This is a genomic window from Rhizobium sp. Nf11,1 (genome assembly GCF_050587665.1).
GTDB lineage: Bacteria > Pseudomonadota > Alphaproteobacteria > Rhizobiales > Rhizobiaceae > Rhizobium.
In genome coordinates this window covers 21,108-44,236 of sequence record NZ_JBOBHU010000012.1, presented here as the reverse complement: position 1 = coordinate 44,236, position 23,129 = coordinate 21,108, and the positions used below count along the sequence as shown (strand labels likewise).

At 59.5% G+C, this 23,129-nt stretch carries 21 protein-coding genes and 1 pseudogene; 12 read left to right on the top strand and 10 right to left on the bottom strand.

The window, feature by feature from the left end:
• Positions 1-193: 193 nt before the first annotated feature.
• On the top strand, positions 194-706 hold the full coding sequence (locus ACQ7C1_RS18540; RefSeq protein WP_430959362.1) for a thermonuclease family protein: 513 nt from the start codon (positions 194-196) through the stop codon (positions 704-706).
• A gap of 57 nt (positions 707-763) precedes the next feature.
• Here ACQ7C1_RS18540 and ACQ7C1_RS18535 read toward each other — a convergent pair.
• Positions 764-1,533: pseudogene (locus ACQ7C1_RS18535) on the bottom strand (SOS response-associated peptidase family protein).
• Positions 1,534-2,146: 613 nt separating this feature from the next.
• Between ACQ7C1_RS18535 and ACQ7C1_RS18530 the strand changes: the two are divergent.
• Genes ACQ7C1_RS18530 through ACQ7C1_RS18520 form a run of 3 tightly spaced genes read left to right on the top strand, consistent with a single transcriptional unit; the run spans position 2,147 to position 7,594 of the window.
• The gene (locus tag ACQ7C1_RS18530) at positions 2,147-2,899 is read left to right on the top strand and encodes an ImuA family protein (protein WP_430959361.1); all 753 of its coding nucleotides are present in this window, start codon (positions 2,147-2,149) and stop codon (positions 2,897-2,899) included.
• On the top strand, positions 2,820-4,331 hold the full coding sequence (locus ACQ7C1_RS18525; RefSeq protein ID WP_430959360.1) for a Y-family DNA polymerase: 1,512 nt from the start codon (positions 2,820-2,822) through the stop codon (positions 4,329-4,331). The genes ACQ7C1_RS18530 and ACQ7C1_RS18525 overlap by 80 nt, the downstream gene beginning before the upstream one ends.
• Positions 4,328-7,594: an error-prone DNA polymerase gene (locus ACQ7C1_RS18520; protein WP_430959359.1), complete on the top strand. Its 3,267-nt coding sequence runs from the start codon at positions 4,328-4,330 to the stop codon at positions 7,592-7,594. Before ACQ7C1_RS18525 ends, ACQ7C1_RS18520 begins: the two co-directional genes overlap by 4 nt.
• Positions 7,595-7,742: 148 nt before the next feature.
• Here the strand turns inward: ACQ7C1_RS18520 and ACQ7C1_RS18515 are convergent, their stop codons facing one another.
• Both ACQ7C1_RS18515 and ACQ7C1_RS18510 read right to left on the bottom strand, forming a co-directional pair.
• Entirely contained in the window at positions 7,743-8,549 is an 807-nt protein-coding gene (locus ACQ7C1_RS18515) for a class I SAM-dependent methyltransferase (RefSeq protein WP_430959358.1), read from the bottom strand.
• A gap of 192 nt (positions 8,550-8,741) precedes the next feature.
• Positions 8,742-9,383, bottom strand: coding sequence for a hypothetical protein (locus tag ACQ7C1_RS18510; RefSeq protein WP_430959357.1), 642 nt, complete (start codon positions 9,381-9,383; stop codon positions 8,742-8,744).
• A 189-nt stretch (positions 9,384-9,572) separates the two neighbouring features.
• Between ACQ7C1_RS18510 and ACQ7C1_RS18505 the strand changes: the two genes are divergently transcribed.
• Positions 9,573-9,755, top strand: coding sequence for a hypothetical protein (locus tag ACQ7C1_RS18505; RefSeq protein ID WP_430959356.1), 183 nt, complete (start codon positions 9,573-9,575; stop codon positions 9,753-9,755).
• Positions 9,756-9,822: 67 nt separating this feature from the next.
• On the opposite strand, the gene ACQ7C1_RS18500 is transcribed toward ACQ7C1_RS18505, so the two are convergent.
• Genes ACQ7C1_RS18500 through ACQ7C1_RS18490 form a run of 3 tightly spaced genes read right to left on the bottom strand, consistent with a single transcriptional unit; the run spans position 9,823 to position 11,833 of the window.
• Positions 9,823-10,086, bottom strand: a complete 264-nt coding sequence (locus ACQ7C1_RS18500; RefSeq protein WP_127431606.1) for a hypothetical protein — start codon at positions 10,084-10,086, stop codon at positions 9,823-9,825.
• 4 nt (positions 10,087-10,090) lie between these two features.
• On the bottom strand, positions 10,091-10,900 hold the full coding sequence (locus tag ACQ7C1_RS18495; protein WP_430959355.1) for a Ku protein: 810 nt from the start codon (positions 10,898-10,900) through the stop codon (positions 10,091-10,093).
• Between the two features lie 15 nt (positions 10,901-10,915).
• Positions 10,916-11,833, bottom strand: a complete 918-nt coding sequence (locus ACQ7C1_RS18490) for a Ku protein (RefSeq protein ID WP_430959354.1) — start codon at positions 11,831-11,833, stop codon at positions 10,916-10,918.
• Positions 11,834-12,099: 266 nt separating this feature from the next.
• Here ACQ7C1_RS18490 and ACQ7C1_RS18485 point away from each other — a divergent pair, with 266 nt between their 5' ends.
• Complete coding sequence (locus ACQ7C1_RS18485) at positions 12,100-12,282, top strand: hypothetical protein (protein WP_183907977.1); 183 nt, start codon at positions 12,100-12,102, stop codon at positions 12,280-12,282.
• A gap of 145 nt (positions 12,283-12,427) precedes the next feature.
• Here the strand turns inward: ACQ7C1_RS18485 and ACQ7C1_RS18480 are convergent, their stop codons facing one another.
• From ACQ7C1_RS18480 to ACQ7C1_RS18465, 4 genes are all read right to left on the bottom strand, one after another.
• The gene (locus tag ACQ7C1_RS18480) at positions 12,428-12,670 is read right to left on the bottom strand and encodes a hypothetical protein (RefSeq protein ID WP_430959353.1); all 243 of its coding nucleotides are present in this window, start codon (positions 12,668-12,670) and stop codon (positions 12,428-12,430) included.
• A gap of 247 nt (positions 12,671-12,917) precedes the next feature.
• Positions 12,918-13,991 carry an endonuclease/exonuclease/phosphatase family protein gene (locus ACQ7C1_RS18475; protein ID WP_430959352.1) on the bottom strand — a complete coding sequence of 358 codons (1,074 nt, stop codon included), beginning with the start codon at positions 13,989-13,991 and terminating at the stop codon, positions 12,918-12,920.
• A gap of 80 nt (positions 13,992-14,071) precedes the next feature.
• Positions 14,072-14,833, bottom strand: coding sequence for a hypothetical protein (locus tag ACQ7C1_RS18470; RefSeq protein WP_430959351.1), 762 nt, complete (start codon positions 14,831-14,833; stop codon positions 14,072-14,074).
• A gap of 1 nt (position 14,834) precedes the next feature.
• Positions 14,835-15,935 carry a heparin lyase I family protein gene (locus ACQ7C1_RS18465; protein WP_183907983.1) on the bottom strand — a complete coding sequence of 367 codons (1,101 nt, stop codon included), beginning with the start codon at positions 15,933-15,935 and terminating at the stop codon, positions 14,835-14,837.
• A gap of 460 nt (positions 15,936-16,395) precedes the next feature.
• Between ACQ7C1_RS18465 and ACQ7C1_RS18460 the strand changes: the two genes are divergently transcribed.
• The 6 genes from ACQ7C1_RS18460 to ACQ7C1_RS18435 all read left to right on the top strand — a co-directional run bounded on the left by ACQ7C1_RS18460 (position 16,396) and on the right by ACQ7C1_RS18435 (position 23,012).
• A complete protein-coding gene (locus tag ACQ7C1_RS18460; RefSeq protein WP_430959350.1) occupies positions 16,396-17,310 on the top strand; it encodes an ABC transporter substrate-binding protein in 915 nt (304 codons plus the stop codon).
• A 231-nt stretch (positions 17,311-17,541) separates the two neighbouring features.
• Positions 17,542-17,742: a dehydrogenase gene (locus ACQ7C1_RS18455; RefSeq protein WP_183907987.1), complete on the top strand. Its 201-nt coding sequence runs from the start codon at positions 17,542-17,544 to the stop codon at positions 17,740-17,742.
• Positions 17,743-18,206: 464 nt separating this feature from the next.
• Positions 18,207-19,493 carry a trypsin-like peptidase domain-containing protein gene (locus ACQ7C1_RS18450; protein WP_430959349.1) on the top strand — a complete coding sequence of 429 codons (1,287 nt, stop codon included), beginning with the start codon at positions 18,207-18,209 and terminating at the stop codon, positions 19,491-19,493.
• Between the two features lie 529 nt (positions 19,494-20,022).
• Positions 20,023-20,811: a DUF429 domain-containing protein gene (locus ACQ7C1_RS18445; RefSeq protein ID WP_246713982.1), complete on the top strand. Its 789-nt coding sequence runs from the start codon at positions 20,023-20,025 to the stop codon at positions 20,809-20,811.
• A 123-nt stretch (positions 20,812-20,934) separates the two neighbouring features.
• Positions 20,935-21,156, top strand: a complete 222-nt coding sequence (locus ACQ7C1_RS18440; RefSeq protein WP_130805071.1) for a hypothetical protein — start codon at positions 20,935-20,937, stop codon at positions 21,154-21,156.
• Positions 21,157-21,164: 8 nt separating this feature from the next.
• Positions 21,165-23,012 carry a hypothetical protein gene (locus ACQ7C1_RS18435; protein ID WP_430959348.1) on the top strand — a complete coding sequence of 616 codons (1,848 nt, stop codon included), beginning with the start codon at positions 21,165-21,167 and terminating at the stop codon, positions 23,010-23,012.
• Positions 23,013-23,129 lie beyond the last annotated feature (117 nt).

Sequence of the window (23,129 nt, the reverse complement as noted above, 5' to 3'; positions counted from 1 at the left end):
GCGTGATCAATCCGATCCTTAACCTACTAGGCTTAACCTGCGACACCAATCGCCGTCGGGAGGTGGAGCGCTTCGTCCGAATCCTTGCGGACGATAGACCGTCGCACTGACGATCTACATGTAAATGGGAGTGGGATTGGCCACGAACAGGATGGTCGCCGCGAGGGGCGACGAAGCTATATTGGAGTGACGCATGCCCGAACGTCTTGGTCTACTGCTTCTCCTTCTGATCGCATGGGGATCGATGTCAATTCCGGCGGAAGCCGAGCAACTGCTTGGCCGCGCGTCGGTTATCGACGGCGACACCATCGAGATCGCCGCCCGGCGGATCAGGCTGAATGGCGTAGATGCGCCGGAGAGTTGGCAGGTATGCCAGGACTCCGCCAGGAAGCCCTACCGTTGTGGCAAGGAAGCGGCTTTCGCCTTAGATGACTTCCTGGCGAAATCGCGCCCGACCCGTTGTCAGGCGCGGAACACGGACAGATACCGCCGCGTCGTTGCCGACTGCGTCAGAGCGGACGGGACCAGCGTGAATTCGTGGATGGTCCGACAGGGTTGGGCGGTCGACTGGGTGCGATATTCGAAAGGCGCTTTCAGAGCAGATCAGATTGCTGCCGAATCCGCACATGCCGGCATCTGGCGCGGGACGTTCGAACTTCCGTGCGAAGCAAGGGCGTCGCGATCAAAGCGAAAGGCAGCCTGCTGAGGCACTGACTCCGCTTCCGAAGCGCCGCAGCCTCACGAAACGCGTTCGCTAGGCTGGCTAAAGAAAGTTCGCCTGCAATGTCTCCCCTTCCGTGGAGACGACGCTGGAGCCGTACGCTTCACGAGACGTAATCATTATCGCGTCGTTCGCCGCCGGGCGCGCAAGGTGCCGTGCGTCTTCCCATGGTGCGGACAGCCAGATATCTGTCTCCTCCTTGGTCAGCAGCAGCACGGGCATCGCCTTTTCATGGATCGGCCTGACGACATCATTCGGGTCGGTAGTCAGGAATCCATAGAGGTCGTCAGTTGTCAGCCCGTCTTTGACTTTGCGGACGCTCTTCCACTGCGGTACGTGGATTCCGGCAAAAAACATGAGCGGTTTGCTTTCGTCTCGGCCGAACCATGCGTTCGGAATTTTGCCGCCGGGTTCTTGGCTGGCGGGATCGGGCTCCGCAAACGACGTCACCGGGACGATGCACCTGTGCCCCACATCGAACCACCGCTTCCAGTGCGGCAGATCGAGCTTCCGTACGTTGGTGACGCCTCGGTCTGGCTCCATCCGGATGAGTTCGTCGAGGTCGACCGCTTCGCCCTTTGCCCTCCGCTTGGCCGCGCGGTCCTCGGCTGCCTTTTTCTGAACGAACAGGGGGGAGGGCAGGCCCCATCGACCGTGGACGAGCAGCTTGCGGCCATCGGGCGTGTTTCGAACGATTGGACCCATCTGATCCGGGTTCATCTGGTAGGCAGGCATCAGGTTGATCATGCTCTCTGCATCGATCGCCCTTTCCTGACCCAGTCCTTGTCTTCCATGCGATAGAGATTGCACACGTCAGCCACTCCGCGGTCGTTCCGGATGGCAACGTAGCCGCCCCGTCGATGACTGCCAACTGCGCCTCCAGCGAAATCTTGAAACTAGATGCCCCGACCTCCATCTCGTCTTCTATTGGAGGTTACGATGCCAAAACGTCCAGAACACGTGGTGGCAATTCCGACTACTGAGATCATAGCTCCGCCGCGGTTTTCCTGCCGGGGAGCAGTCGTGTGTGATTGCTGTCGCCAATCGAGGAGCAAGGACGAATTCGATGAAGATGCATTAGGCAGCTGCGCCGAATGTCTTGGATCCGACGCTGTCCTGATTGATCTCGTAGCTCGGTTTCAGGAAAGCTAGCGAGCAGCTCCGTTGGCTGCGGGTTGGGAGACTTGCGGGGGACCCATCAACTCCGTTTCCCCATATTTTTTAAAGAAAAGTCGCTGACTTACACGCTTTGCCTACGTCTCTGATTCATCGGGAGAATCTTAGGCTTCACTGAAATTGTGAGACGATATTCCTATTTCGGCCCATCTTGACGTCGCCCTCGCAAAGGAACATACGGAGAACATCTGCATTAACACGGCGTAAAGCCGTCCCTTTTCATCGCGATTTCGGAAGGATTCGCAAACGATGTCGGCTGCCCGCGAGCAAGTCCTCGCTGACCTGCGCGAACGCATCGCTGCTCTTAGCGGCGGCACAGCGAAGCGAGTGGGTTGCCTGTCCTTCGGTGTGCCCGAGATCGACGCCGTGCTCCCGGGAGGTGGCCTCGCTCACGGCGCACTGCATGAATTCGCGGGAGGCGGCTCGGGAACCGTGGACGGTTCCGCCGCAGCCCTCTTCGCTGCAGGAGTAGCGGCTCGCACGAAGGGACAGATCGTCTGGTGCCTCACGAGACCCGACCTTTTTATGCCAGCGCTGGCGCAGGCGGGTCTTCATCCGAAGCGGGTCGTATTCGTCGAAGGCGACAAGGAGGAGGACGTACTCGCGAGCATGGAGGAATGTCTTTCCTACGGCGGTCTGGGTGCGGTCGTTGGGGAACTCGTTCGCCTCCCGATGACGGCTTCGCGTCGTCTGCAGCTCGCGGCGGAGAAGACTGGCACGATGGCGATCGCGGTAAGACGCTGGCGGCGACAAACGGAGGCGAATGATTTCGGCCAACCGACCGCGTCGACCACGAGATGGCGGGTCAGTGTGCTGCCGTCAGAGGATCTCCCGGTTCCCGGCGTGGGAAGGGCAAGGTGGCTGCTTGAATTGATGAGATCGCGTGCGGGCGAGTGTGCTGAGTTTGAAATTGGAGCCTGCGATGACAAGGGTCGTATCCATCTATCTCCCGGATCTGGCGACCGATCGAATACGTCGCGCCGATCCCTCTATTCCGCCTGAGCAGGCAATCGCGGTCATCGCGAAGTCCGGCTCCAAGCGCTGGGTTGCCGCGGCGGATGATGCCGCGAGGAAGGTCGGAGTGCGGACAGGGATGGCTGCGGCGAAGGCTCAGGCGATGTTCCGCAACCTGATGCTGGTCGATGCGGATCCTGCCGCCGATGCTGCTGCGCTTGAACGAATTGCGCTGTGGGCGCTGACAGTCTATTCGCCAATTGTCGCCGTCGACGGGATCGATGGCATCGTCATGGACACGGAAGGCGCCGACCACCTGAAGGGTGGGGAGAAGCCGATGCTCAGCCGCGTCGCCAACCAGTTCCGCGCGAAGGGGCTGACTGCTCGTGTCGCCGTGGCGGATACCTGGGGAGCGGCTCACGCCTGCGCCCGTGCGATCAACCGCGAGACTGTCAACGTACCCCGTGGCGAGACTGCCAGGGCGGTCGAGCGGCTTCCGATCGCATTGCTCCGACTCCCGGAGAAGATCGTCAGCGATCTGCGGACGCTTGGCTTCCGAGCGATCGGCGAGCTTGCGAACACGGCCCGCGCTCCACTCGCGCTTCGATTTGGCCCGGAGATCGGGCGGCGGCTCGACCAGATGTTTGGCCGCCTTTCCGAACCCATCGATCCCATTCGCGATCCTGAACAGGTGGAGGTCTCCCGAGCTTTTGCAGAGCCGATCGGAGCGGCTGAGACCATCAACAAGTATGTCGGACATCTTGTCGTCCAGCTCGTCGCAGAACTGCAGAAGAAGGATCTCGGTGTCCGCCGCACCGATCTCGTTGTCGAGAAGGTCGACGGCACCCGACAGGCGATCCGTGCCGGCACCGCCAAGCCCGCGCGCGATGTCGCATGGCTGACGAAGCTGTTCAGGGATCGCACCGAGAAGATCGAGCCGGGCTTCGGTATTGAGAGGCTGACGCTCATTGCCATTCTTTCGGAGCCGCTTGAGGAGGAGCAGAAATCGTCTTCGCTGGTCGACGAGGATATGACCGACATCACCCCGCTGATCGACATACTGGGCAACCGCGGCCAGCGGGTCTACCGGGTCACACCCTTGGCATCGGATGTCCCGGAACGCAGCGTCGCCCGGGTAGCTCCAGCGGCTGCCGACATCGAGGAGAGCTGGAGTCATCATTGGCGGAGACCCGTCCGGCTGCTCGACCGCCCGGACCAAATCACCGCCATTGCCCTTCTGCCCGACCATCCGCCCCGAAGCATCACGTGGCGGGGCAAGACGCACAAGGTGAAGCGCGCAGATGGCCCGGAGCGCGTGTTCGGAGAATGGTGGAGGCGCGACAGCGAGCTCGACGCCGTCCGCGATTATTTTGTTATCGAGAACGAGCTTGGCGAGCGCTATTGGGTGTTCCGCTCCGGCGACGGCATCGATCCAGAGACTGGTTCCCACAAGTGGTTCATTCACGGGATCTTCGCATGAAGTACGCCGAGCTCCAGGTCACGACCCATTTCAGCTTCCTTCGGGGCGCAAGCAGCGCCGATGAGTTGTTCGCGACCGCCAAGGAGCTTGGGATTGATGCCCTAGGGGTCGTCGACCGCAACAGCCTCGCAGGGATCGTGCGCGCCCTGGAAGCGTCGCGCGCAACGGGCGTCCGACTTGTAGTCGGGTGTCGGTTGGATTTGCAGGACGGGATGTCGATCCTCGTCTTCCCGACGAACAGGGCGGCGTACTCGCGACTGACGCGCCTCATCACGCTCGGCAAGGGCAGAGGCGGGAAGAATAACTGCATCCTTCACCTCGATGACGTTGGCCTGTACGCGCACGGCCTCATCGGGATCCTGGTGCCGGATCTCCCGGACGAGATCTGTGCAGTCCAGCTCAGGAAGATGTCGGAGATCTTCGGCAATCGGGCCTACGTCTCGCTCGCGCTCCGCCGCCGGCCAAACGATCAATTGCGTCTGCATGAGATTTCGAACCTCGCCTCGAAGTTCAAGGTTCGCACCGTCGTCACCAATGACGTGTTGTTTCACGAACCCAGGCGCCGTCAGCTTCAGGATGTCGTCACCTGCATCCGCAACAACACGACAATTGACGAGGTAGGTTTCGAGCGTGAGCGCCATGCAGACCGATACCTCAAGCCACCGGAGGAGATGGAGCGCCTGTTCCCGCGCTACCCGGAAGCGCTTGCCCGCACCATGGAGATCGTCGAACGCTGCAAGTTCTCGCTTGAGGAACTGACCTATCAGTACCCGGAGGAAGCGATTGTCCCCGGCATGACTGCCCAGCAGTCGCTCGAGCACTATGTCCGCGCATGCATTCCGGATCGATATCCGGAAGGCCTGCCACGGAAGGTGCTCCGGGCGGTCAAGCATGAACTCGATCTGATCAAGGAGATGAAATACGCGCCATACTTCCTGACGGTCTTCTCGATCGTGAAGTTCGCCCGCTCGGAGGGTATTCTGTGCCAGGGGCGGGGATCGGCCGCGAACTCTGCCATCTGCTACATCCTCGGCATCACCAGCATCGACCCGGAGACGAATGACCTGCTGTTCGAGCGCTTCGTCTCGAGAGAGCGAGACGAGCCGCCTGACATCGACGTGGACTTCGAGCACGAACGCCGCGAGCAGGTCATACAGTGGATCTACAAGACCTACGGCAAGGACAAGGCCGCCCTCTGCTCGACGGTAACCCGCTACCGGGCAAAAGGTGCGATCAGGGACGTTGGCAAAGCCCTGGGTCTGCCCGAGGACGTGATCAAGGCTCTGTCATCCGGGATGTGGTCGTGGTCGGAAGAACTGCCTGACCGGAACATCAGGGAACTCAATCTCAATCCCAACGACCGCCGTCTGGCGCTCACGCTGAAGCTCGCCCGGCAGCTCATGGGTGCCCCCCGCCATCTTGGACAGCACCCTGGCGGCTTCGTCCTCACCCATGACCGACTAGACAACCTCGTTCCCATCGAACCCGCCACGATGAAGGATCGACAGATCATCGAGTGGGACAAGGACGACGTGGAGGCGCTCAAGTTCATGAAGGTGGACGTGCTCGCGCTCGGGATGCTGACGTGCATGAACAAGGCATTCGACCTGATCCGCGAACACAAGGATGAGGATCTCGACCTTGCGAAGATCCCTCAGGAGGATCCGGCGACATATGCGATGATCCGCAAGGCCGATACGCTGGGAACCTTCCAGATCGAGAGCCGGGCGCAGATGTCCATGCTGCCGCGCCTGAAGCCTCAGACCTTCTATGACCTCGTCATCCAGGTCGCGATTGTCCGGCCTGGCCCGATACAAGGAAATATGGTGCATCCCTATCTTCGTCGGCGCGAGGGCAAGGAGAAGCCTGAATATCCGACACCGGAACTGGAAGAGGTTCTCGGGCGAACGCTAGGGGTCCCGCTTTTTCAGGAATCCGCGATGAAGGTCGCAATGGTCTGCGCCGGCTTCACGGGTGGCGAGGCCGACCAGCTCCGTAAGTCGATGGCCACCTTCAAGTTCACAGGCGGGGTGAGCCGCTTCAAGGACAAGCTCGTTTCCGGGATGATCAAAAACGGCTACTCGGCCGAGTTCGCCGAGCGTACATTCAGCCAGCTCGAAGGATTCGGTTCCTACGGTTTTCCGGAAAGCCACGCAGCTTCCTTCGCGCTCATCGCCTACGCGTCAAACTATATCAAACGCCACTACCCGGATGCGTTCTGCGCCGCGCTCCTGAACTCGCAGCCGATGGGTTTCTATGCGCCGGCGCAAATCGTAGGCGACGCGAGGAACCACGGTGTCGAAATTCGCCCCGTGTGCATCAATCATTCGCGCTGGGACTGCACGCTCGAGCGCATCGGCGATGGCGACCATCATGCCGTCCGGCTGGGCATGCGGATGGTCAAGGGACTGGCGGTCGCCGATGCGGCGCGGATCGTGGCGGCCCGCATGAACCGAGCGTTCGAAAGTGTCGATGATGTCTGGCGGCGGTCGAGCGTGCCCATTGAATCTTTGAACCAGCTCGCGGAGGCGGACGCGTTCCTGCCATCAATGAAGCTTCAGCGGCGCGAGGCAATCTGGGCCATCAAAGCGCTCCGTGACGAGCCCCTGCCGCTGTTTGCTGCCGCTGCCGAGCGCGAGGCAAGGGTGATCCCCGAACAACAGGAGCCGGAAGTCAATCTACGGCAGATGACCGAAGGGCACAACGTTGTCCAAGACTACAGCCACGTCGGCCTAACCCTACGCGAGCATCCGATCACGTTCCTTCGCCGCGACCTGCAGCAACGAAACATCGTCACCTGCTCAGAGGCCATGAACGCGCCGGATGGTCGCTGGTTGATGACGGCGGGACTCGTCCTGGTGAGACAGATGCCAGGATCGGCAAAGGGGGTCATGTTCATCACCATCGAGGACGAGACGGGGCCTGCAAACTTGGTGGTGTGGCCTTCCCTGTTCGAAAGGCGCCGCCGCATCGTGCTGGGATCATCCATGATGGCCATCAATGGCCGGATTCAGCGAGAAGGGGATGTCGTGCACCTCGTCGCGCACCAGCTCTTCGACCTCTCTGGCGATCTGTCGAGTCTGGCCGACCGCGACAGCGAATTCAAGTTGCCGACGGGCAGGGGAGACGAGTTCGCGCATGGCTCGCCGGGCAGTCCAGATTCACGGGACAGGCCGAAGCCAGTGCCGCAGCAGCCGCGAGATATCTTTGTCAGAGATCTGCATATCGACACGCTGAAGGTGAAGGGCAGGGATTTCCATTAGGCAGCTTGGCGCCAACGAGGGGACGTTGGCCGTACTTGGCGCACTGCCCGAACTCGGGCCGTCTGCGGCCTGGCAGCTTTCGGCCGCCGAGGAACGATCGTGCCGCTTACACCGGGCCGGCGCAGGCCCCAATGCGTGCTCTCCAGTGTCAAGCTGGGACCAAGCCACGCACGATACGGAACATCATAGGAAATGACCGGGGTCCATCGGGCAATCCAACCAGATACCCAGCACGAACATGCTGTTCGATCGAACCGCGGGCGTCGTCAGAAAGTGCCATCAATGTGCTTGTGGTGCTGCCTGGGCCGGCGGTGAAGGTGGCCCAATAGTCCGCGAAGGACGCATACTCGCAATCCACGACAATAGGAATCTCGGTCACGTCAACGAGGCCGATCTTCCGCCACAACGTCGCCTGACCATCCGGCCAGAAGAGCTGGCGCCCCGCCCGCATGGATCTCAGCCTTGCGAAGTCGGTCTCAAGCACGGCGCCGGTGTTAATGACGAGGTCGAAGGCGGGCATGCCACCAAAGAACTGAGTAACAGCGGACGCGACCACGCCGCCTGGACGGGTCACGCGCTTCATCTCGGCAACTACCTGTTCAATTTCCGGGATAACGTCCAAGGCCAAGGTGGAAACTGCCGCATCGAAAGAATTGGCGTCGAACCGCAGTTGCCGGACATCGCCATGTTCATATGCGATATTGGGGTGGGATCGTCGACGACGAGCTCCTTCCAGGTATCCCTCCGATGCGTCAACACCGATCACATGCGCTCCCGCCTCGGCCAGTGCTTTCGACAACACTCCCGTCCCACATGCTACATCGAGCACGCGATCGCCCCGAGCAACATTGGCGCGGCTGAGAAATGGGCTTGCCAGATGTTCGCTCCAGCGCCCTATGAATGTCTCGTAGACGTCGGGATCAGCCCAATTATATCGTAGTTCTGCTGTTTCCATGGCTCGCCATCCTCCCTCCGCCAAGAATGGACCGTCTCACGGCCATTCAGGTCGCGCGTATCGCCGTCACACCAGCTCCTAACAGCATCGTTCTGCTTTCCGAGCACACCATATCGCAACGTGGGTGGCAATCAACGTTCCTTACCAAGTACGGTACCCAGCGGTCATTCGCCGAGGCGGCGACCATCAATCCTACCGCAGCAGGCCTTCGCTTCCAAACTCGTCCCAACCGCTCAACCCAGTCGCAGCATCGTCAGCGTTCGGATCAGGCGCTTTGACTTTCTCCTTTCTCTTCAGCGAACGCGTCAGCTTCGCCTGGTGCGCAGCACGCCTCCGGTTTTCTGCCTTCGCCGCCGCGTCTTCCTCGCGCCATTCCTCCACGGCACCGCGATCGAGCAGGTCTTCGACAACCCGCGGATCGAATACGTGGAAGGTGATCCGCCGCGCTCGGCCCTGAAGCCTGACGGTTCGAGTTCCAGCGCTTGGGAGCCGGCCGTCCTCCAACCACCGCTTCCTCTCAGAAGCCGTAATCCCCAGAATGTCCTCAATCTCGCGAGGGATGATGGGAAGGCCTGAGATCTCCCGGAGCGCGTCGGACACCATCGACGAGGTCGCGCGGAACGCAGTCTTGGAAATCTCTGGCATGACGAGGGTAAGCCCGCTCGACTGCATATCCAGCGACTTCCTGACTGCGGGAGGCAGGCGAGAACGGATTTCCTGCAGGATTCCCTTCACCCTTACAGCCGATCCGAGCGTCGCCTCCACGGGAAGTGACCACTCCCTGATCAGCTCGGGATCATCGCCTTCCTTCGTTTTCGTCTTCGTCCGGGGCATAGGCGAGCAGATGGGATTGGAAGGAGCGCGCGTCAATGGGCTGCCGGTTGGCGAACTCCAAGTAATCTGGAGAGGAACTCCGGCACCTCTGATCGGACATTTCTTTGTTGACGTCCCCCACGATTGCGAACCACCATCAATTGCCAGTTCATTGCCAGAGCACACAAATGCAACCATGAAAGGATTCACATGTTCGAAGGTCTGGACTCCAAAGAGTTGCAACGACGCGAGAATGAAATTTTCTTCAAGGCGATGGAGCGGAAGTGGACTCTGGACGCCGCCGGTGTCTCGCCATCGGAGGACAAGCTTTTTTGCCTTTGGAAATGGCAGTTGAGCGAGATCGAAGCCGCTAAGGCCAACGCATCGAGCTGAGTGTGACCACAGCGGTTCTTCGGATTGCCCGCGCAATGCGATTGGAAGAGGGGCGCGGGCGGGGTGATCAGTGCCGAGTATCGAGAAGGGGCAGCTCGTCGTCGAAATTCCCGTTGCTCGCGGCATCGTAGGTGTTCACGCTTCGACCACCGCCCCGGGTGCCGAACGCCGTTAACTGCACCATGATGGCGCGTGCGCGTTCGACCGCAGCCTCCTCGTCGATGTAGGCGGCATCGGCTACATGAACGGTAACCGCATCGCCATCGTCTCCAAGGAAGTCGACGCGCCAGCCTCCGTTCTCGTGGGCAACTTTGGTGTTCGTCAGATGCATGAGATCATCCTGCCTTCCGACCTTTGAGATCGGCTTCGAGGCTCTTCCGGAGAGCGTCCATGATGTTGACGACGTTTGACGAGGGGGCGATCCCAGGCGCCTTGCCCTTGACCGCCTTCTTCGGCTTCAGCGCCTTCCTCTTTTCGTCGATGAGCTTGAGCAGGCTGGTCTGGATCGGATCGCTGGCCATCTCCGGCGACCAGTGAGCCGACTTCCGCTTGATGAGCTTCTCGACGAGAGGAACGAGGTCGGGATCCGCATCTTCGTCTATATCCTCGAAGTACGAATCCTCTGGCCGCACCTCGTCGCCGAACCGCAGGCTCCAAAGAACAATTCCTTCGTCGCGGGGTTCCAGGATGACGGCGCGTTCGCGGCGGCCCATCACCAGTTTCGAGACGCCGAACACCTGGTCCGCCTTCATGGCATCACGGATGACGGCGAATGCCTCGTTGCCAACCGGGTCGTCAGGCATAAGGTAATGGGGCTTCTCGAGATAGGTCCACTCGATGGAGTCCGCCGGCACGAACTTCTCGATGTCGATCGTCTTCACGGTGTCCAGCGCGACCCGGTCGAGATCATCTTCGGTCAGGATGACATAGTCATTCTCGCCACGCGCGTAACCCTTGGCCTCGTTTTCGTCCTTGACCGGCTTCCCAGTCACGGAGTCGACATACCGCGAAACCACGCGGTTCCCGGTCGCCTTATTCAGCGTATGGAAGCGAACCTTCTCGGATTCCGACGTCGCCGGTGTCATCGCAACGGGGCATGTGACGAGCGATAGCTTCAGATACCCTTTCCAATAATAGGGAGCCATAGCCGCGATCTCCTGTTAGCTTGCTTTGCGACGCGGAGCAGCTCCGGAAGAGGCGGCTTTCGAGGCCACTCCGCGCGCAGCGCGCTCCCGACCATTGCCTTTGTTGGCATTGGCGGCAGTGCGTTTCGGTTTGTTGCCTCCGGCCGCGCCAGCCTTGAGAAGCCCGGCACTCTCGCGAAGGGCGGCCAGCAGATCGTTCGGTTTCGAGACCTCGACCTTCCTCGGCCTCGGAAGCGCTTTGCCTTCCAGCTTCGCCTTCACGAGCTCCGCCAGGGCGGCTTCGTACCGGTCGTCGAATGTCGCCGGATCGAACTCTCCTCTCTTCGTCGAAATGATGTGCTTCGCAAGGTCGAGCATCTCGCCTTCGATATTCAGCTTCGGCATCTCCTCGAAAGCCTTTTTCGAGGAGCGGACTTCGTAGTCGTAGTTGAGCGTAGTGGCGATCAAGCCCCTGCCGTGCGGGCGTATGAGCACCGTCCGGACTCGCCGGAAGAGAACGGCACGCGCAATTGCGGCGACCTTGGACCTTTTCATGGCCTCGCGGAGGGCAACGAAGGCGTCAGCGTTCATCTTGTCCGGTGTTAGGTAGTATGGCTTGTCGAAATAGATGTCGTCGATCTCGCTGCAGGGGATGAACGCCTGCACTTCAAGCGTTTTGTTGCTTTCCGGAATCGTCGCGGCCACTTCCTCGGGGTCGATGATGATGTATTGGCCGTCATCTATCTCGAAGCCTTTCGTCTGGGCATCCCGCTCCACGCGCTCTTCGGTCTCGCTATCGATGAAGACGCGATTGACCCGGTTGCCTGTCTTCGCGTTGATGGTGTTGAATGTGATGCGCTCGGACGTGCTGGCGGCTGTGTAGAGCGCCACGCCACAGCTTACCTCCCCAAACCGTAAGAAGCCCTTCCACTGCGCGCGATGTCCCGATGCCATGGACGCATCCTCCGAATCACTAAGTCGCGACTCAAAGACGTGCGAAGGTGATTCGTTCCGACTCGAAACGAATCATTTTTCAATGCCTTAGGGAATCGTCCTCAGAATTAGATTCAGATTCTTTTCAGGGTTGCGGCGGCTGACTTTTGGTCCTGTTCTGCGGGAAGTCTCCCGCCCGTCATGGAGAATCCGATCCAGCGCCAGTGTGCCCAGGCATCTTTTTGGAATCCCACGCGTTCTTCCTCTTCCAATCAATGGAGGATCTCATGACCAAGCGTGAAATGATCGACACCGGAAGCGACAAGCGCTACGTTCGTCGCGACGAGAAGGGGCAATTCAACGAGAGCGTCGGTGTCGGCCGCTCGCTCTCTGCCGACAAGCGTCACAAGGCGAAGCATGATGCGAAGCCCGGCGAGGGCGACAAGGGTGATCACCGCCCGAAGCATTGAGGCCGAACATGGTAGAGGACATCACCGCGCACCGATGTCCATGCACTTTAGGATCTCCTCGCGGACAATCCGGCTCGGCGGAGACGAGCGCCTGCAGAACAGGGAACGAGACGCGCCGTTTCGCCAGAAGATCCTCGGATCCCCTTCAGCGTCTTCCGATAGCGGACAAAGGTCGAGAGCTCGGACATCGAAGGTTGCACGACACCCGTGGGAATTCCTGCGCCTCGGAGAGCGCTGTTGACGACGGTCGCGGGAATTTTCTTTCGGAGAAGTCCGGATACTGTCTGCTATGAGTGTCTTCAGTGGACCAATCACTAGCGTGCAGCCTTTCCGAAAGGGCAGGGATCTGAAAGCACAGGGACTTTCCGGATCCAGTCGGGCTGACCACGAGGACAGACTTCCCGGCGAGTGCTGCCAGGACGATCGGGAGTTGCCCTCCAGCCAGCGGGAAGCCGCATCACCCAGCGTTCGATCGCGCGCCTCGCCAGTCCTCCAACGAGATTGGGATGATGGGCGGCGCGGAAGCCGTCACAAAAGTCACCAGGTCGAAAGCTCGTCGGATCCGCCCATGGGAGGTGGTGCACGTTGGATCTCGTGCGACTTCAGCTTCGTCGCGCAGGATGCGCATGGTCAATTCAGGGCAACGTCATGAAGATCGGGCAATGGTCACTCGGCTCTACCTCGGAAAATGTGAGGACCGACCCGTCCTCGAACTTGTTTGGTTTCCCTTCGCACGTTTTCAGGTAGTCGGTCGCAAGCTCCGTCGTCTTGGCCTCGCTTCCCATCGCATACTGTTCGCTCGAGATCGGCGTCTGCTGCGCGGGGCCGCTCACAAGGAAATAGTCGATCTTGCTGTTGGACTTCGGACTGTAGGGGAGTGGCCTTCCGCCTGCGGCCGCTATTTCAGGAAACTTCTGGTTTGCGGCAGCAATGATCGCGCTTCCGCGGTTGGGAAATGACGCCCAGCATTGCCTAGCTGTGGGAAAAAACTGAACTCCCGGATCGACGGCTCGGAACTTTGCCGCCACATGGTCGCCTGAATCCAGAAGCTGTCTGTTGAAATCACCGGCGACGATCACCTGCTTGCCGGCTGCACGCTCTGTTCGTATCCATTCAGATAGGATGTCTGCTTGTTTCATGAGCGTCGCGCAGTCATCGGCCTGATCACGTTCGTTTTCGTTGTCGTTGCGCTTACAGGAGGCCTTGAGGTGTACGGAAACGACGACGACTTTCGTGTTGCCGCGTTGAAGCTCTACTCCGACCCCTCCGCGGACGGGTCGTGGTGTTTCGTTGGCGCATTCGCTCGTATGCATCACCGAAAGCTGAGGCACCTGGACCTCTGCGAGTTGGCCAAGCGATTTCTTGTATGCGATCGCTGTGAAGATGTCGTCGACATCCTCGTTGCAATGCGCGCTGTTGGTCATGCAGCGCTCTTCGAAGACGATGTTATAGCTGTCCCCCACCACTGCTCGCGCACTGCCCATGCTGCCCATTTCCTGCAGCGTTATGATGTCCGGTTCTAGCTTCGCGAAGATGTCGCGGATATGTTGATATTCCGCCTCATCTCTTGCATGACCGCGAAGTGGAACTCCGGGTTTGCTCGCGAGGTTGCCGATGTTCCAGCTTGCAAGCTTCAGCTCCTCGGCCCTTGCATCGAAGGCCGCCAAAGCGGCGATTGCCGCGATCGCATATAAAAGATTTGATCTCATTCCCATTCCCCCACGAGATGCGATATTCAAGCACAATTCGCGCAAACGGCGAGACGCAGTTTCAGCTTCGGCAGTGCAGCTCAGTGGCCCTGCTGAAATGTCACTCGTCCGACTTCGACTGCGTTGGAGGCGCGTCTGAAGCTGCGGATTGCCCCTGCGATGTCGAGATTTCTTCTCCGAGCCTCGTCGGCCGTGGAGCCGGGGACGGCTCTCTCTATCTCGCGAAGGTTGTCTTCCGAGACTGCTCCGTTCTCGCAGGCACCCGGCGAGCCGTTCCAGATTTTCTTTGCTAACGGACTTCTGACAGCCGTGGTGATCGCTCCGGCAACAACGTCATCTCTGGTTACCAGCTTTTCCTTCATCAGAGTCCATATGGCTTCGCCGAGGATGACGCCTGACTCATCGAAGTCAATGTCGCTGACCGCAACATATATTTGGTCCTTTCGCCCATCCACCAGACAATGATGTGCGGTAAATATCCAATCGTGGACCATGTAGGCTGGCGCGTATCCCCATGGGTTGAGCCCCCCGAAGACCTGGACTGCCCGGGGCACGGATCCTCCATCCGTATACATGACACCGGGAACGATAGGATTCCCTTTGCCGCCCGGCCTGACAAACGTAAGGCGGTCGTGAGGATCAGGGACGAAAACAAACTTTCCATCGCCAGATGAGCCACCACGACCGACCCACATAACGATCAAGGTGCCGGAGAACGACCCAGGTTGTAGTTTTTCGAAATCGATACTGGTGCAGCTTGCGGCGGCCGCGATCAAAATGAGAGCGCTCGCCAAGCGGCGACGCTTCCGCCCATGGAAATGGCGACCGAGCGAGTAGATCATCTCAGGGCGCCTGGCATATTTGAGCGAGGCCGGCCTTGGTTGCAGCCTGAGAGAACTCATCAAACTGAAAGTGAAATTCACCCGGGATACGGAGGCGGTAGGTCCCAAATTTAAAGTACGGACCTGAAAGAGGCAGAGGAGTATTTTTCTTTAGGGTTGCACCGATGTTGCCTTTCACGGATACGATCTTCTGGCCGTTCGCCCAGACATCGATTTCGGCGGCCCGACGTGGTCCATATTCGTTGTCGGTGCGGCCTGGCTTCACGCGATAGATCATGTCGACCCAGCCCATGCGCGGATCGGGCAGCGGGCGGTTCGCTTCTGGAACGATCTCGATGTCCGCCTTGCCGATGTACTTTTCGGGTTCGGCGACGAACGCGAGCGACCGAAACTGGGAGACCAGGTCTCCATCGCCGGAGAGCCCGAGGGCCTGCGACAGAGTCTTGGCGTCTGTATCCTTCGCCTCCGGCCCCATGCTCTGCATTAAATTCGGGCTGAAGAATTGCTTCGAGACTTCCGGAGCGTTCCTGCTGATCAGGTCGAGCGACTGCAGGGACTTGATCGCGTTCACGTTTTGCTCGTTGAACTCGAGATTTCCCAGAAGGTTCTGCGCGGTGAGAAGCGCGTCCGGATCTCCCTCCGCCTTGGCGACCACACGTCGGACATCGTTGTCCTGAACGGTGATATGGAAGACGCCGTTGTCGAATCGCTGGGCGATCATTGGGCTACCGTCTCCTGGACCCTTCCATTGTCCGATGACGGATCTTGCGCTGCCCTTGGATGGCACGTCCCCTGTGATCCTGAAACTGAACGAGTACCACACCTCGTCACCGAAGGTCGGCCACGACTTCTTGACCGTTCGCAGTTCCGCCCTCTGGCAATCGTCCTCGCATTCGAGGCCGTCGTCGCCTTCTTTCGTGACTATGTCGATGGCAGCGCTCCCGCAGCGACCGGGTTTGGTGAACTCGATCTGGTGCGAGAGAACCTGCTGCGTCGTCCATTTTGAGACATCCAGTTTCGAGCCATCAAAATGGTCGTCTAGTCCAGCAGCAGACGCCGCGCCGCTTGACGTGATTATCACTGCAAAAAGGACTGATCTCATCTGCATCCCCCCAGCTCAATGAGATGAAGAACTACTACCATGTTCACTCTAAGTTGTGTATCTCGCCCGCAGACTTTTTTCGGGCGAAAGCAACCGCTAGCTGCCGCGTGCCCCCCGAGCCTTGCGTCGAACGACAATCGAACGACCGGATGTCGGCAGCGCTCCTGGAGGCAGCCGATCTCGTCCGGACTCTGTGGGTTGCCCTCTACAGCGGCGTCCGGATCAGCACGATCTTCGGGAACTAGACGGGCAGGTTGCAATACCTTCACCCAGGCTGTCCGGCTCTTTAGCGTGCCGCCGACTGCGCCAGCCCCCATACACAGCTTTGTCCCATATCCTTGTTGAGCCGCCCCGCGGCGGCCTTGATGGACGAGGGCGGCCACCTTGCTTCCTCCGGTAATCCAAGGATGCTATCGTGTGCCACCTCAGCCATCATTCATGCAGCGTAAGAGGGAACGCCATGACTGCGGCACGGCCAATCGGTTCGGGAATCCCGCGTATCGGCATACTGCTCGCAGGTGACCGATCATATCCGAGCTTCGCCGCCTTCCGCGATGGCCTGAGCGCGCTAGGGTATATCGACGGTCAAATGATCGAAATGGAAGCACGTTTTGCGGAAGGCCTATTTGATCGCCTCCCAGGCTTCGCCGAGGAGTTGATTGCTCTCGGGGTAGACGTCATCGCCGTGATCGGCGCAGTGACGTTCCAGGCCGTCCGTCGCGCAACTTCGGATATCCCTATTGTCTTCGCGGTCGTGCTCGATCCCGTCGCCGCCGGTCTGGTGACCGATGCGGATCGGCCGGGCGGAAACGCCACAGGCGCAACCAACTACGACCCGGAACAGGCGAAAAAACAAATCAGAATCCTCAAGCAAACCGTGCCTGGCCTCTCCCGGCTGGCGATCCTCGGGGATGCAGGCGTGCCGGACACGCTGCCGAACCTCTATATGGCGGAAGCCAGGGCTGCGGGATTGTCTCCCCAGATGGTACTGCTGAAGGGATCCGAAGACATCGAGGAAGCCTTCGCGACTTTCACCGGCCAGCAGGCAGACGCCCTGCTGTCGCTCGAAGTGCCGCGCACCAGCACTTATGGCGCGAGGATCATCGAAGGGGCGGTATCCGCACGGCTGCCGACGATGTTCGGCAGAGACCTCGCCCGCTACGAGCCGGTGCTCGCCTACGGCACGAGCCTCGCAGCCGCAGCGCGGCAGATGGCCCGGATGGTGGATCGCGTACTCAAAGGAGCAAGGCCGGGCGACATGCCCATCGAATGGGTCAAACAACCCGAGCTGATCGTCAACCTCAGCGCTGCCCGAAAGATTGGCATTCCCATTCCGCCGGAGCTGCTCGCAATCGCGGATGAGGTCATCGAGTAATAACCGGCGGTCAGCTCCTCCTGCGAGCTGCCGGATCGGAGATTGCCGCCTTTCGGCAGGCGGGGCAGGATCTTCGGCATTGAACCGACGACGCCACCAACGCTTGCGGCGACTCGGTCCCATCGCTACCTTGAAGGTGCTCCCGCCATAGCGCGCCGTTGCAATGAGCTGCCTTCACGCTCAGCGACCCTCCGTGGAGCATATTTCTCCGGAATATACGAGGAACTGACGATGCTCGCTGAACGAGACAACATAGCCGAAACAAATCCCGTGGACGCAGCGATGGCATGGCACGGCGGCGACCCACGAGCCACCATCGAAGCCCTTCTTCAAGATCGTATCCGGCTCCAGGAGCAACTTGCCACCGCGAAGGCCTGCATGGGAAAAGGCTATACCCGCGGATGGATGCCCGGCGCCGATTTCGAGCACTGATGGTTCACACCCCAGAAAGCAGTGTCCCATCATTCGTCGCCGAACTTGTAAGGGCCGCGAACGAAATCGAACGGCTGACGCCTTCAGAAGTTCGGAAACTGCTGTTCCGCGCGATAACGACAGTGGGCGATCTCCGGGAGCGGTCGGAATCCCCGCGAGCGGGACCGGACACGACGCAATCGTCGGCCTCAACGCGGTTGCAGATCACATAGAGCGACAATCGAATGAGCAGATGTCCGCAGCGCTCCTCGAGGCTGCCGATCTCGTTCGAACCCTATGGGTTGTCCTCGACAGCGGCGTCGAGATCACCACGATCTTCAGGAATTAGGCGCCTATTCGTTCGGCAAGGCGGGCAATCGGATCCAGTCCACAAGAGACCCCGCCGACCATTAAGCAAAGTTGCAAGATCAGGTTGAAATCGAGACCTCGAAGGCTCTACTTTCCGACGGGTCTGGGGAGCTCGCATGTCTGTCATCTGCCGCGTAATCATCGCCGCTGGCCTATCGATGGCCGTCGCTTCGCAATCCTTTGCCGACGAACCCACGTCCTCGGGAACGGGTTTCGCGGTCACAGCGGACGGATGGATTCTGACCAACGCCCATGTGGTGCAGGATTGCGGACGTATCGAGGTGAAGGGAAAGGGCGATGGCGCGGATCCGCGCATCGATGAGACCAATGATCTGGCGATCGTGAAGATCACGGCCGGCGAGCCACTAAAGCCGCTGGCATTCCGAAAGTCTGCAACAAGGCTCGGCGAGGACATCGTTGCCGTGGGATACCCCCTGGCAACGTTGCTCGCGGATTCTGTGAAGATCACCACGGGCAACGTGAACGCACTCGCGGGGATCCGCAACGACACCAGATACATCCAGATCTCGACACCAATCCAGCCAGGCAACTCAGGTGGCCCTGTGGTGGACCGCAACGGATTCCTTCTTGGGATCACGAGCGCGACATTGTCCAAGAAGATCGCAGACGATATCGGTATCACTGCTCAGAACGTGAATTTCGCGATCCGCGCGTCGGTTGCCGAGTTGTTCCTGCAGTCTCAGAGTGTCGTTGATCAAGCCGCTGATACAACTGAGAATGCGACAGCCTTGTCGACAGCCGATATTGCTGATCGCGTCACGCCGTCGGTCTTCCAGATCTTATGCTATCCCAAGGCCGACGCGCGCGTAGCCTTCACACCTCAGACGCCCAATTCTCTCCAGACCCAGCCTCCGGCAAACTCTGTCAACCTGCCCTCGGCCGATGCGGCTGCCGCTCGCGCGTCGCTCGAAGTTCCTCGGGCTCGGAGCGGCTTCGTGCGTCACCCCAAGGGAATAGCGCCGATCAAATCTGCGGCCGACGGGGATGCGAAGACGATCGGAGAGGCGCGAAACGGAAGTCCCGTGGAGGTCACTGAACTATTAGGCGACTGGTATCGCGTCACCGTCGGAGGATTCAGTGGGTATATGCACTACTCGTGGGTGCGCGTGAACGAATTCGAGGAACCTGCTGGCGACGGACGCTTCGTGCAGGTCAAATCTTTCCGGACACTCGAAGACGCCCGCTCGTTCATGAAGGCCTCGTCGGTTCCGCTCGCGGCACATCTGGCAGCGAACGGCTGGATCGCCGTGACACTGCATGACGTCTATGGCGAGCAGGAAGCGAAGGACCTGTCAAATGCCCTCAAAACCCACGGGCTCATCGCGAAGGATGCCATGGTGACTTTCGGAAATACCTACGTCAGGAAGGTCTGCTGCGATTGACATCAATGAGAGGACTGACGAGGTGCGAGTGGGTGTGCCACATGGTTCGCGACATCGATGAGGTCCGCCGGACACTGAGCTGGACAAGGTCGCGAGCGTCCCCGATCACTCCTTCGCCTCCGAGAGGTGTTGAAGTGGAGGGCGCGTTGAAGGGAGCTTGCGGCACGAGCTTGTTTTTGGGCGCCGCAGCCATCTTTCTATCGATAGCAATGGCGGCACAAGCTGCGAACACTCCCTGCAGTGGCAGGAAGGGCGGTATCGCAGGATGTCAGGGTGACACCTTCATTTGCAATGATGGGTCGGTCTCCGCGAGCAAGCGATCATGCTCAGCGTACATGCGAGGCGCCGTTGGCGTTCTGGGTGGCAGCACATCACACATGTCTCCCGTCGTCGGCGCGGATTGTTCCTGTCGATCCGGAGCATATTGCACAGGTTCGAGGGGAGGTCGGTATTGCATGACCGACGGAGGGCAGAAGAGCTACCTGCGAAAGTGATTGTGCGTTTTGGCCGAAGTGAGGAGGAGCTGAGGTTGAGAGCGGTTCTGGGAATCGACGCCGCTTGGACGGAGCACGAACCGAGCGGGGTGGCCTTGATTGTCGATCTTGGCTCCGGCTGGCGGCTCGTCGAAGCGGCCAGCTCCTACACTGCCTTCGTCTCTCACAAAGATGCTGATCCTATTGTTCGCCATCGAGGCTCGCTTCCGGACGCGCAGTCATTGCTCGCGGCAGCGCACGGAAAACTCGGCGGGACTGTCGACTTGGTTGCGATCGACATGCCTCTGTCATTGACCCCAATAATCGGCCGCCGCGCGTCGGACAACTTGATCTCCTCTGAATACGGCGCCAGGCATGCGAGCACGCACACGCCCAGCGTTACGCGCCCGGGAAAGCTTAGTGATGAGCTCAGGGTCAGGTTCGAAGCTGCCGGATATCCGCTCGCGGTATCCGACCCGAGCGGCCAGGCGCTGCTCGAGGTCTATCCGCATCCCGCCCTGATCGAATTGGCTTCGGCCGATCGCCGGCTGCCGTACAAGCATTCCAAAAGCCGCAAGTACTGGCCGGGCGAAGGCCCTGCTGCCCGGAGGGAAAACCTACTCGAGACCTGGAGGCGAATCCTCACGCTGCTGGATGCTAGAATCCAAGGCGTGGGGGATGCCTTGTCGCTACCGGCTTCGGATGCACGTGGTTTCGAAATGAAGGCATTCGAGGATGCGCTCGATGCCGTCGTCTGCGCCTGGGTTGGAGCCTGTGTCATGGATGGACGGGCGAGGGCATATGGGGACGGGGCGTCGGCGATCTGGGTGCCCCTGCCTGATTGAGACCAGCGACTATCCTTCGCTCCATGAATATTGAGCCGAAATTCACAAAATCTGCAATCCGAATTGTTGACAATCTCGTTCGGCCATTTCAGTTTTTACGCGACATGAAAAATCGTGAGAAAAATGGATAGTAAGCGCGAGAAATTCGTTAAGTTGGCAGAGGGCAGGACACAAGCTGCTCTCGATGCCATCCGCAAGATCGGCAACCTTTCAAACCGTCGGGCCTACGAGTTCGATGACGGTGATGTGAAAAAGATCGTCAAGGCACTCCGGGACGCCGCGTCTGAACTCGAACGCAAGTTCGGAACCTCCGGCGCGTCCGAGAAGGACGTTTTCAAACTGTAGGATTCAGAATGAGCTATGAGCGCCTGACGATCGAAGACGATAGGTTCCTGATCAATCGGATGATCGGGCAGGCTCCGCGTCACACGGTTGTCCGGGAATTCTTCATGAACGCCCAGGAGAGCGCTTCGCTTGCTCCGGACGGGCGGCGCATCGTCCGCATTTATCCCACGCTCATTGACGGCGTCCGAAAACTCACATTCTGGAATACCGGACCCGGCATGAGTGCGACCGAACTAAGGACGGCGACGAATATATCGGCTTCCATTAACAAGCAGATGTCGCTGAAGGGCAATTTCGGGATCGGGGCTAAGGTATCCGGCCTCACAGTTTCTCCTGCTGGCATACGCTACCGCTCGTGCAAGAACGGTCTCGTCCACCAGGTTACGATCGGATACGACGACGAAGCAGAGACGTTCGTCCGGTTCACCTATGACATCGAAGGAAGACAGGAAGCCGTCTTCGATGTCGGCTATACGCTGCGCCACACTATGGACCTGTCCTCCGACTGGACTGAGGTCGTCCTCATCGGTGAAGACGACGATCATGACACGGTATCTGAACCCGTCGGGAAGGGGATCAGGGTCGATCGGAGCTACGTCGCCACGCAAATCTTCCGGCGTTTCGCAGAGTTCCGCCCCGGCGTGAAGGTTGTAATCGACGTGTCGATGACGAAAGGCGGCGGCAAGGACGAGACGGGAAGGACAAGGACTCTCAAAACGTTACAAGAGGTTGTTCCAGCACTTCCGAAAGCGGAATTCGTGCCGTGCCCCGAAACCGGGATCAGTATCCAATACATCCATGATCCAAAGCACCAGAGTTACAGCCATTCAATCAGCGCCTTGAATAACCCTACGACGTCTTCGACGACGTTCTGCGCTCTCGTGCATAGGGGAGAGCGCTACGACTTCCGCACTGGCAAGAAATGGTCTGCGGTAGCGCCAAACTACGGAATTCCCTTCGGCTCGACCGTTCTTACCGTTGAGATCTATCTTCCCGACGACGACGCGCTCCCCAACCAATACCGCGATGCGCTCATGACGGTCGATGAGCGGAATCCCATTTCCACGGACGACTACGCGGGCAGGGTGCGTGAGCTCATGCCTGAATGGGTGAAGGATGTGATCCGCGAAGCTCACCCGCCGCGCGACGAAAACCTCGATGATCTTCAGAAGGATCTTCAGAAACTTCTGGACGAATTCCGTCTTCCGACGACCACGTACGTCAAGTCGCTGAAAGCTCCGGATCGCACGGACGATAGTGATCTCGGCCTCGATGAAGCACGGTCGGCAGCCGTTGAATCCATCGATGACGAAGAGGATCGATTCCTGCGCGGCGAAAGGAACGGCGGGCAGCGCGCGACAGAGAAGAAAGTTCGCAAGGCGCCCGAGGGAGCCAAGCTCTCGAGGGAGGCGCAGGCCCTGGAGAGAGCGCCGACCATCGAAATCCTGGATGACCCGACAGAGATCGACGAAAAGCAAATGAAGGGGCGAGCCGGACGCTACTACAAGGATGCCCAGACCTTGTTCATTAACGGCCTCTATTCCGCAGTCGAGCGCATGACGGCGGAGCTCGAAGTCTTTTTCGCTGGTCAGTTGGAAGCCGAGGAATTGAGGAGGATCATTCTAAGGGCGGCGCAGCGTTCGATGGCTTTCCGCGTAGGCAAAGCGACCTGTTTCGCGATCAGCAAACGGCTTGTCGAAGGATGGTCGCTCGAGGACCTTGATCGGGCTACCTCGCCGGAATCGCTTTCTCTCGCTGCCGACGACTATCGGCAGAGTATGATGGCCGCGCGGAAATGGATTAGTGCCGAACTCAAGATCCAGGGTCTCGCCCCGGAAGAGATTGAGGCGGTCTGAATGAAATCATGACCTCGGATTCATGCACTTGCCTTGCTGCTCGGGCCATTGGCACGAAATCAACGGGCCTATGTCCGCATTGGGGCACCGATCCAATCTACGCGACCATTCGGCAGT

Coding starts and splice junctions, on each gene's coding strand:
- ACQ7C1_RS18540 (WP_430959362.1), top strand. CDS start 194: ATGCCCGAACGTCTTGGTCTACTGCTTCTCCTTCTGATCGCATGGGGA.
- ACQ7C1_RS18530 (WP_430959361.1), top strand. CDS start 2,147: ATGTCGGCTGCCCGCGAGCAAGTCCTCGCTGACCTGCGCGAACGCATC.
- ACQ7C1_RS18525 (WP_430959360.1), top strand. CDS start 2,820: ATGACAAGGGTCGTATCCATCTATCTCCCGGATCTGGCGACCGATCGA.
- ACQ7C1_RS18520 (WP_430959359.1), top strand. CDS start 4,328: ATGAAGTACGCCGAGCTCCAGGTCACGACCCATTTCAGCTTCCTTCGG.
- ACQ7C1_RS18515 (WP_430959358.1), bottom strand. CDS start 8,549: ATGGAAACAGCAGAACTACGATATAATTGGGCTGATCCCGACGTCTAC.
- ACQ7C1_RS18510 (WP_430959357.1), bottom strand. CDS start 9,383: ATGCCCCGGACGAAGACGAAAACGAAGGAAGGCGATGATCCCGAGCTG.
- ACQ7C1_RS18505 (WP_430959356.1), top strand. CDS start 9,573: ATGTTCGAAGGTCTGGACTCCAAAGAGTTGCAACGACGCGAGAATGAA.
- ACQ7C1_RS18500 (WP_127431606.1), bottom strand. CDS start 10,086: ATGCATCTGACGAACACCAAAGTTGCCCACGAGAACGGAGGCTGGCGC.
- ACQ7C1_RS18495 (WP_430959355.1), bottom strand. CDS start 10,900: ATGGCTCCCTATTATTGGAAAGGGTATCTGAAGCTATCGCTCGTCACA.
- ACQ7C1_RS18490 (WP_430959354.1), bottom strand. CDS start 11,833: ATGGCATCGGGACATCGCGCGCAGTGGAAGGGCTTCTTACGGTTTGGG.
- ACQ7C1_RS18485 (WP_183907977.1), top strand. CDS start 12,100: ATGACCAAGCGTGAAATGATCGACACCGGAAGCGACAAGCGCTACGTT.
- ACQ7C1_RS18475 (WP_430959352.1), bottom strand. CDS start 13,991: ATGAGATCAAATCTTTTATATGCGATCGCGGCAATCGCCGCTTTGGCG.
- ACQ7C1_RS18470 (WP_430959351.1), bottom strand. CDS start 14,833: ATGATCTACTCGCTCGGTCGCCATTTCCATGGGCGGAAGCGTCGCCGC.
- ACQ7C1_RS18465 (WP_183907983.1), bottom strand. CDS start 15,935: ATGAGATCAGTCCTTTTTGCAGTGATAATCACGTCAAGCGGCGCGGCG.
- ACQ7C1_RS18460 (WP_430959350.1), top strand. CDS start 16,396: ATGACTGCGGCACGGCCAATCGGTTCGGGAATCCCGCGTATCGGCATA.
- ACQ7C1_RS18455 (WP_183907987.1), top strand. CDS start 17,542: ATGCTCGCTGAACGAGACAACATAGCCGAAACAAATCCCGTGGACGCA.
- ACQ7C1_RS18450 (WP_430959349.1), top strand. CDS start 18,207: ATGTCTGTCATCTGCCGCGTAATCATCGCCGCTGGCCTATCGATGGCC.
- ACQ7C1_RS18440 (WP_130805071.1), top strand. CDS start 20,935: ATGGATAGTAAGCGCGAGAAATTCGTTAAGTTGGCAGAGGGCAGGACA.
- ACQ7C1_RS18435 (WP_430959348.1), top strand. CDS start 21,165: ATGAGCTATGAGCGCCTGACGATCGAAGACGATAGGTTCCTGATCAAT.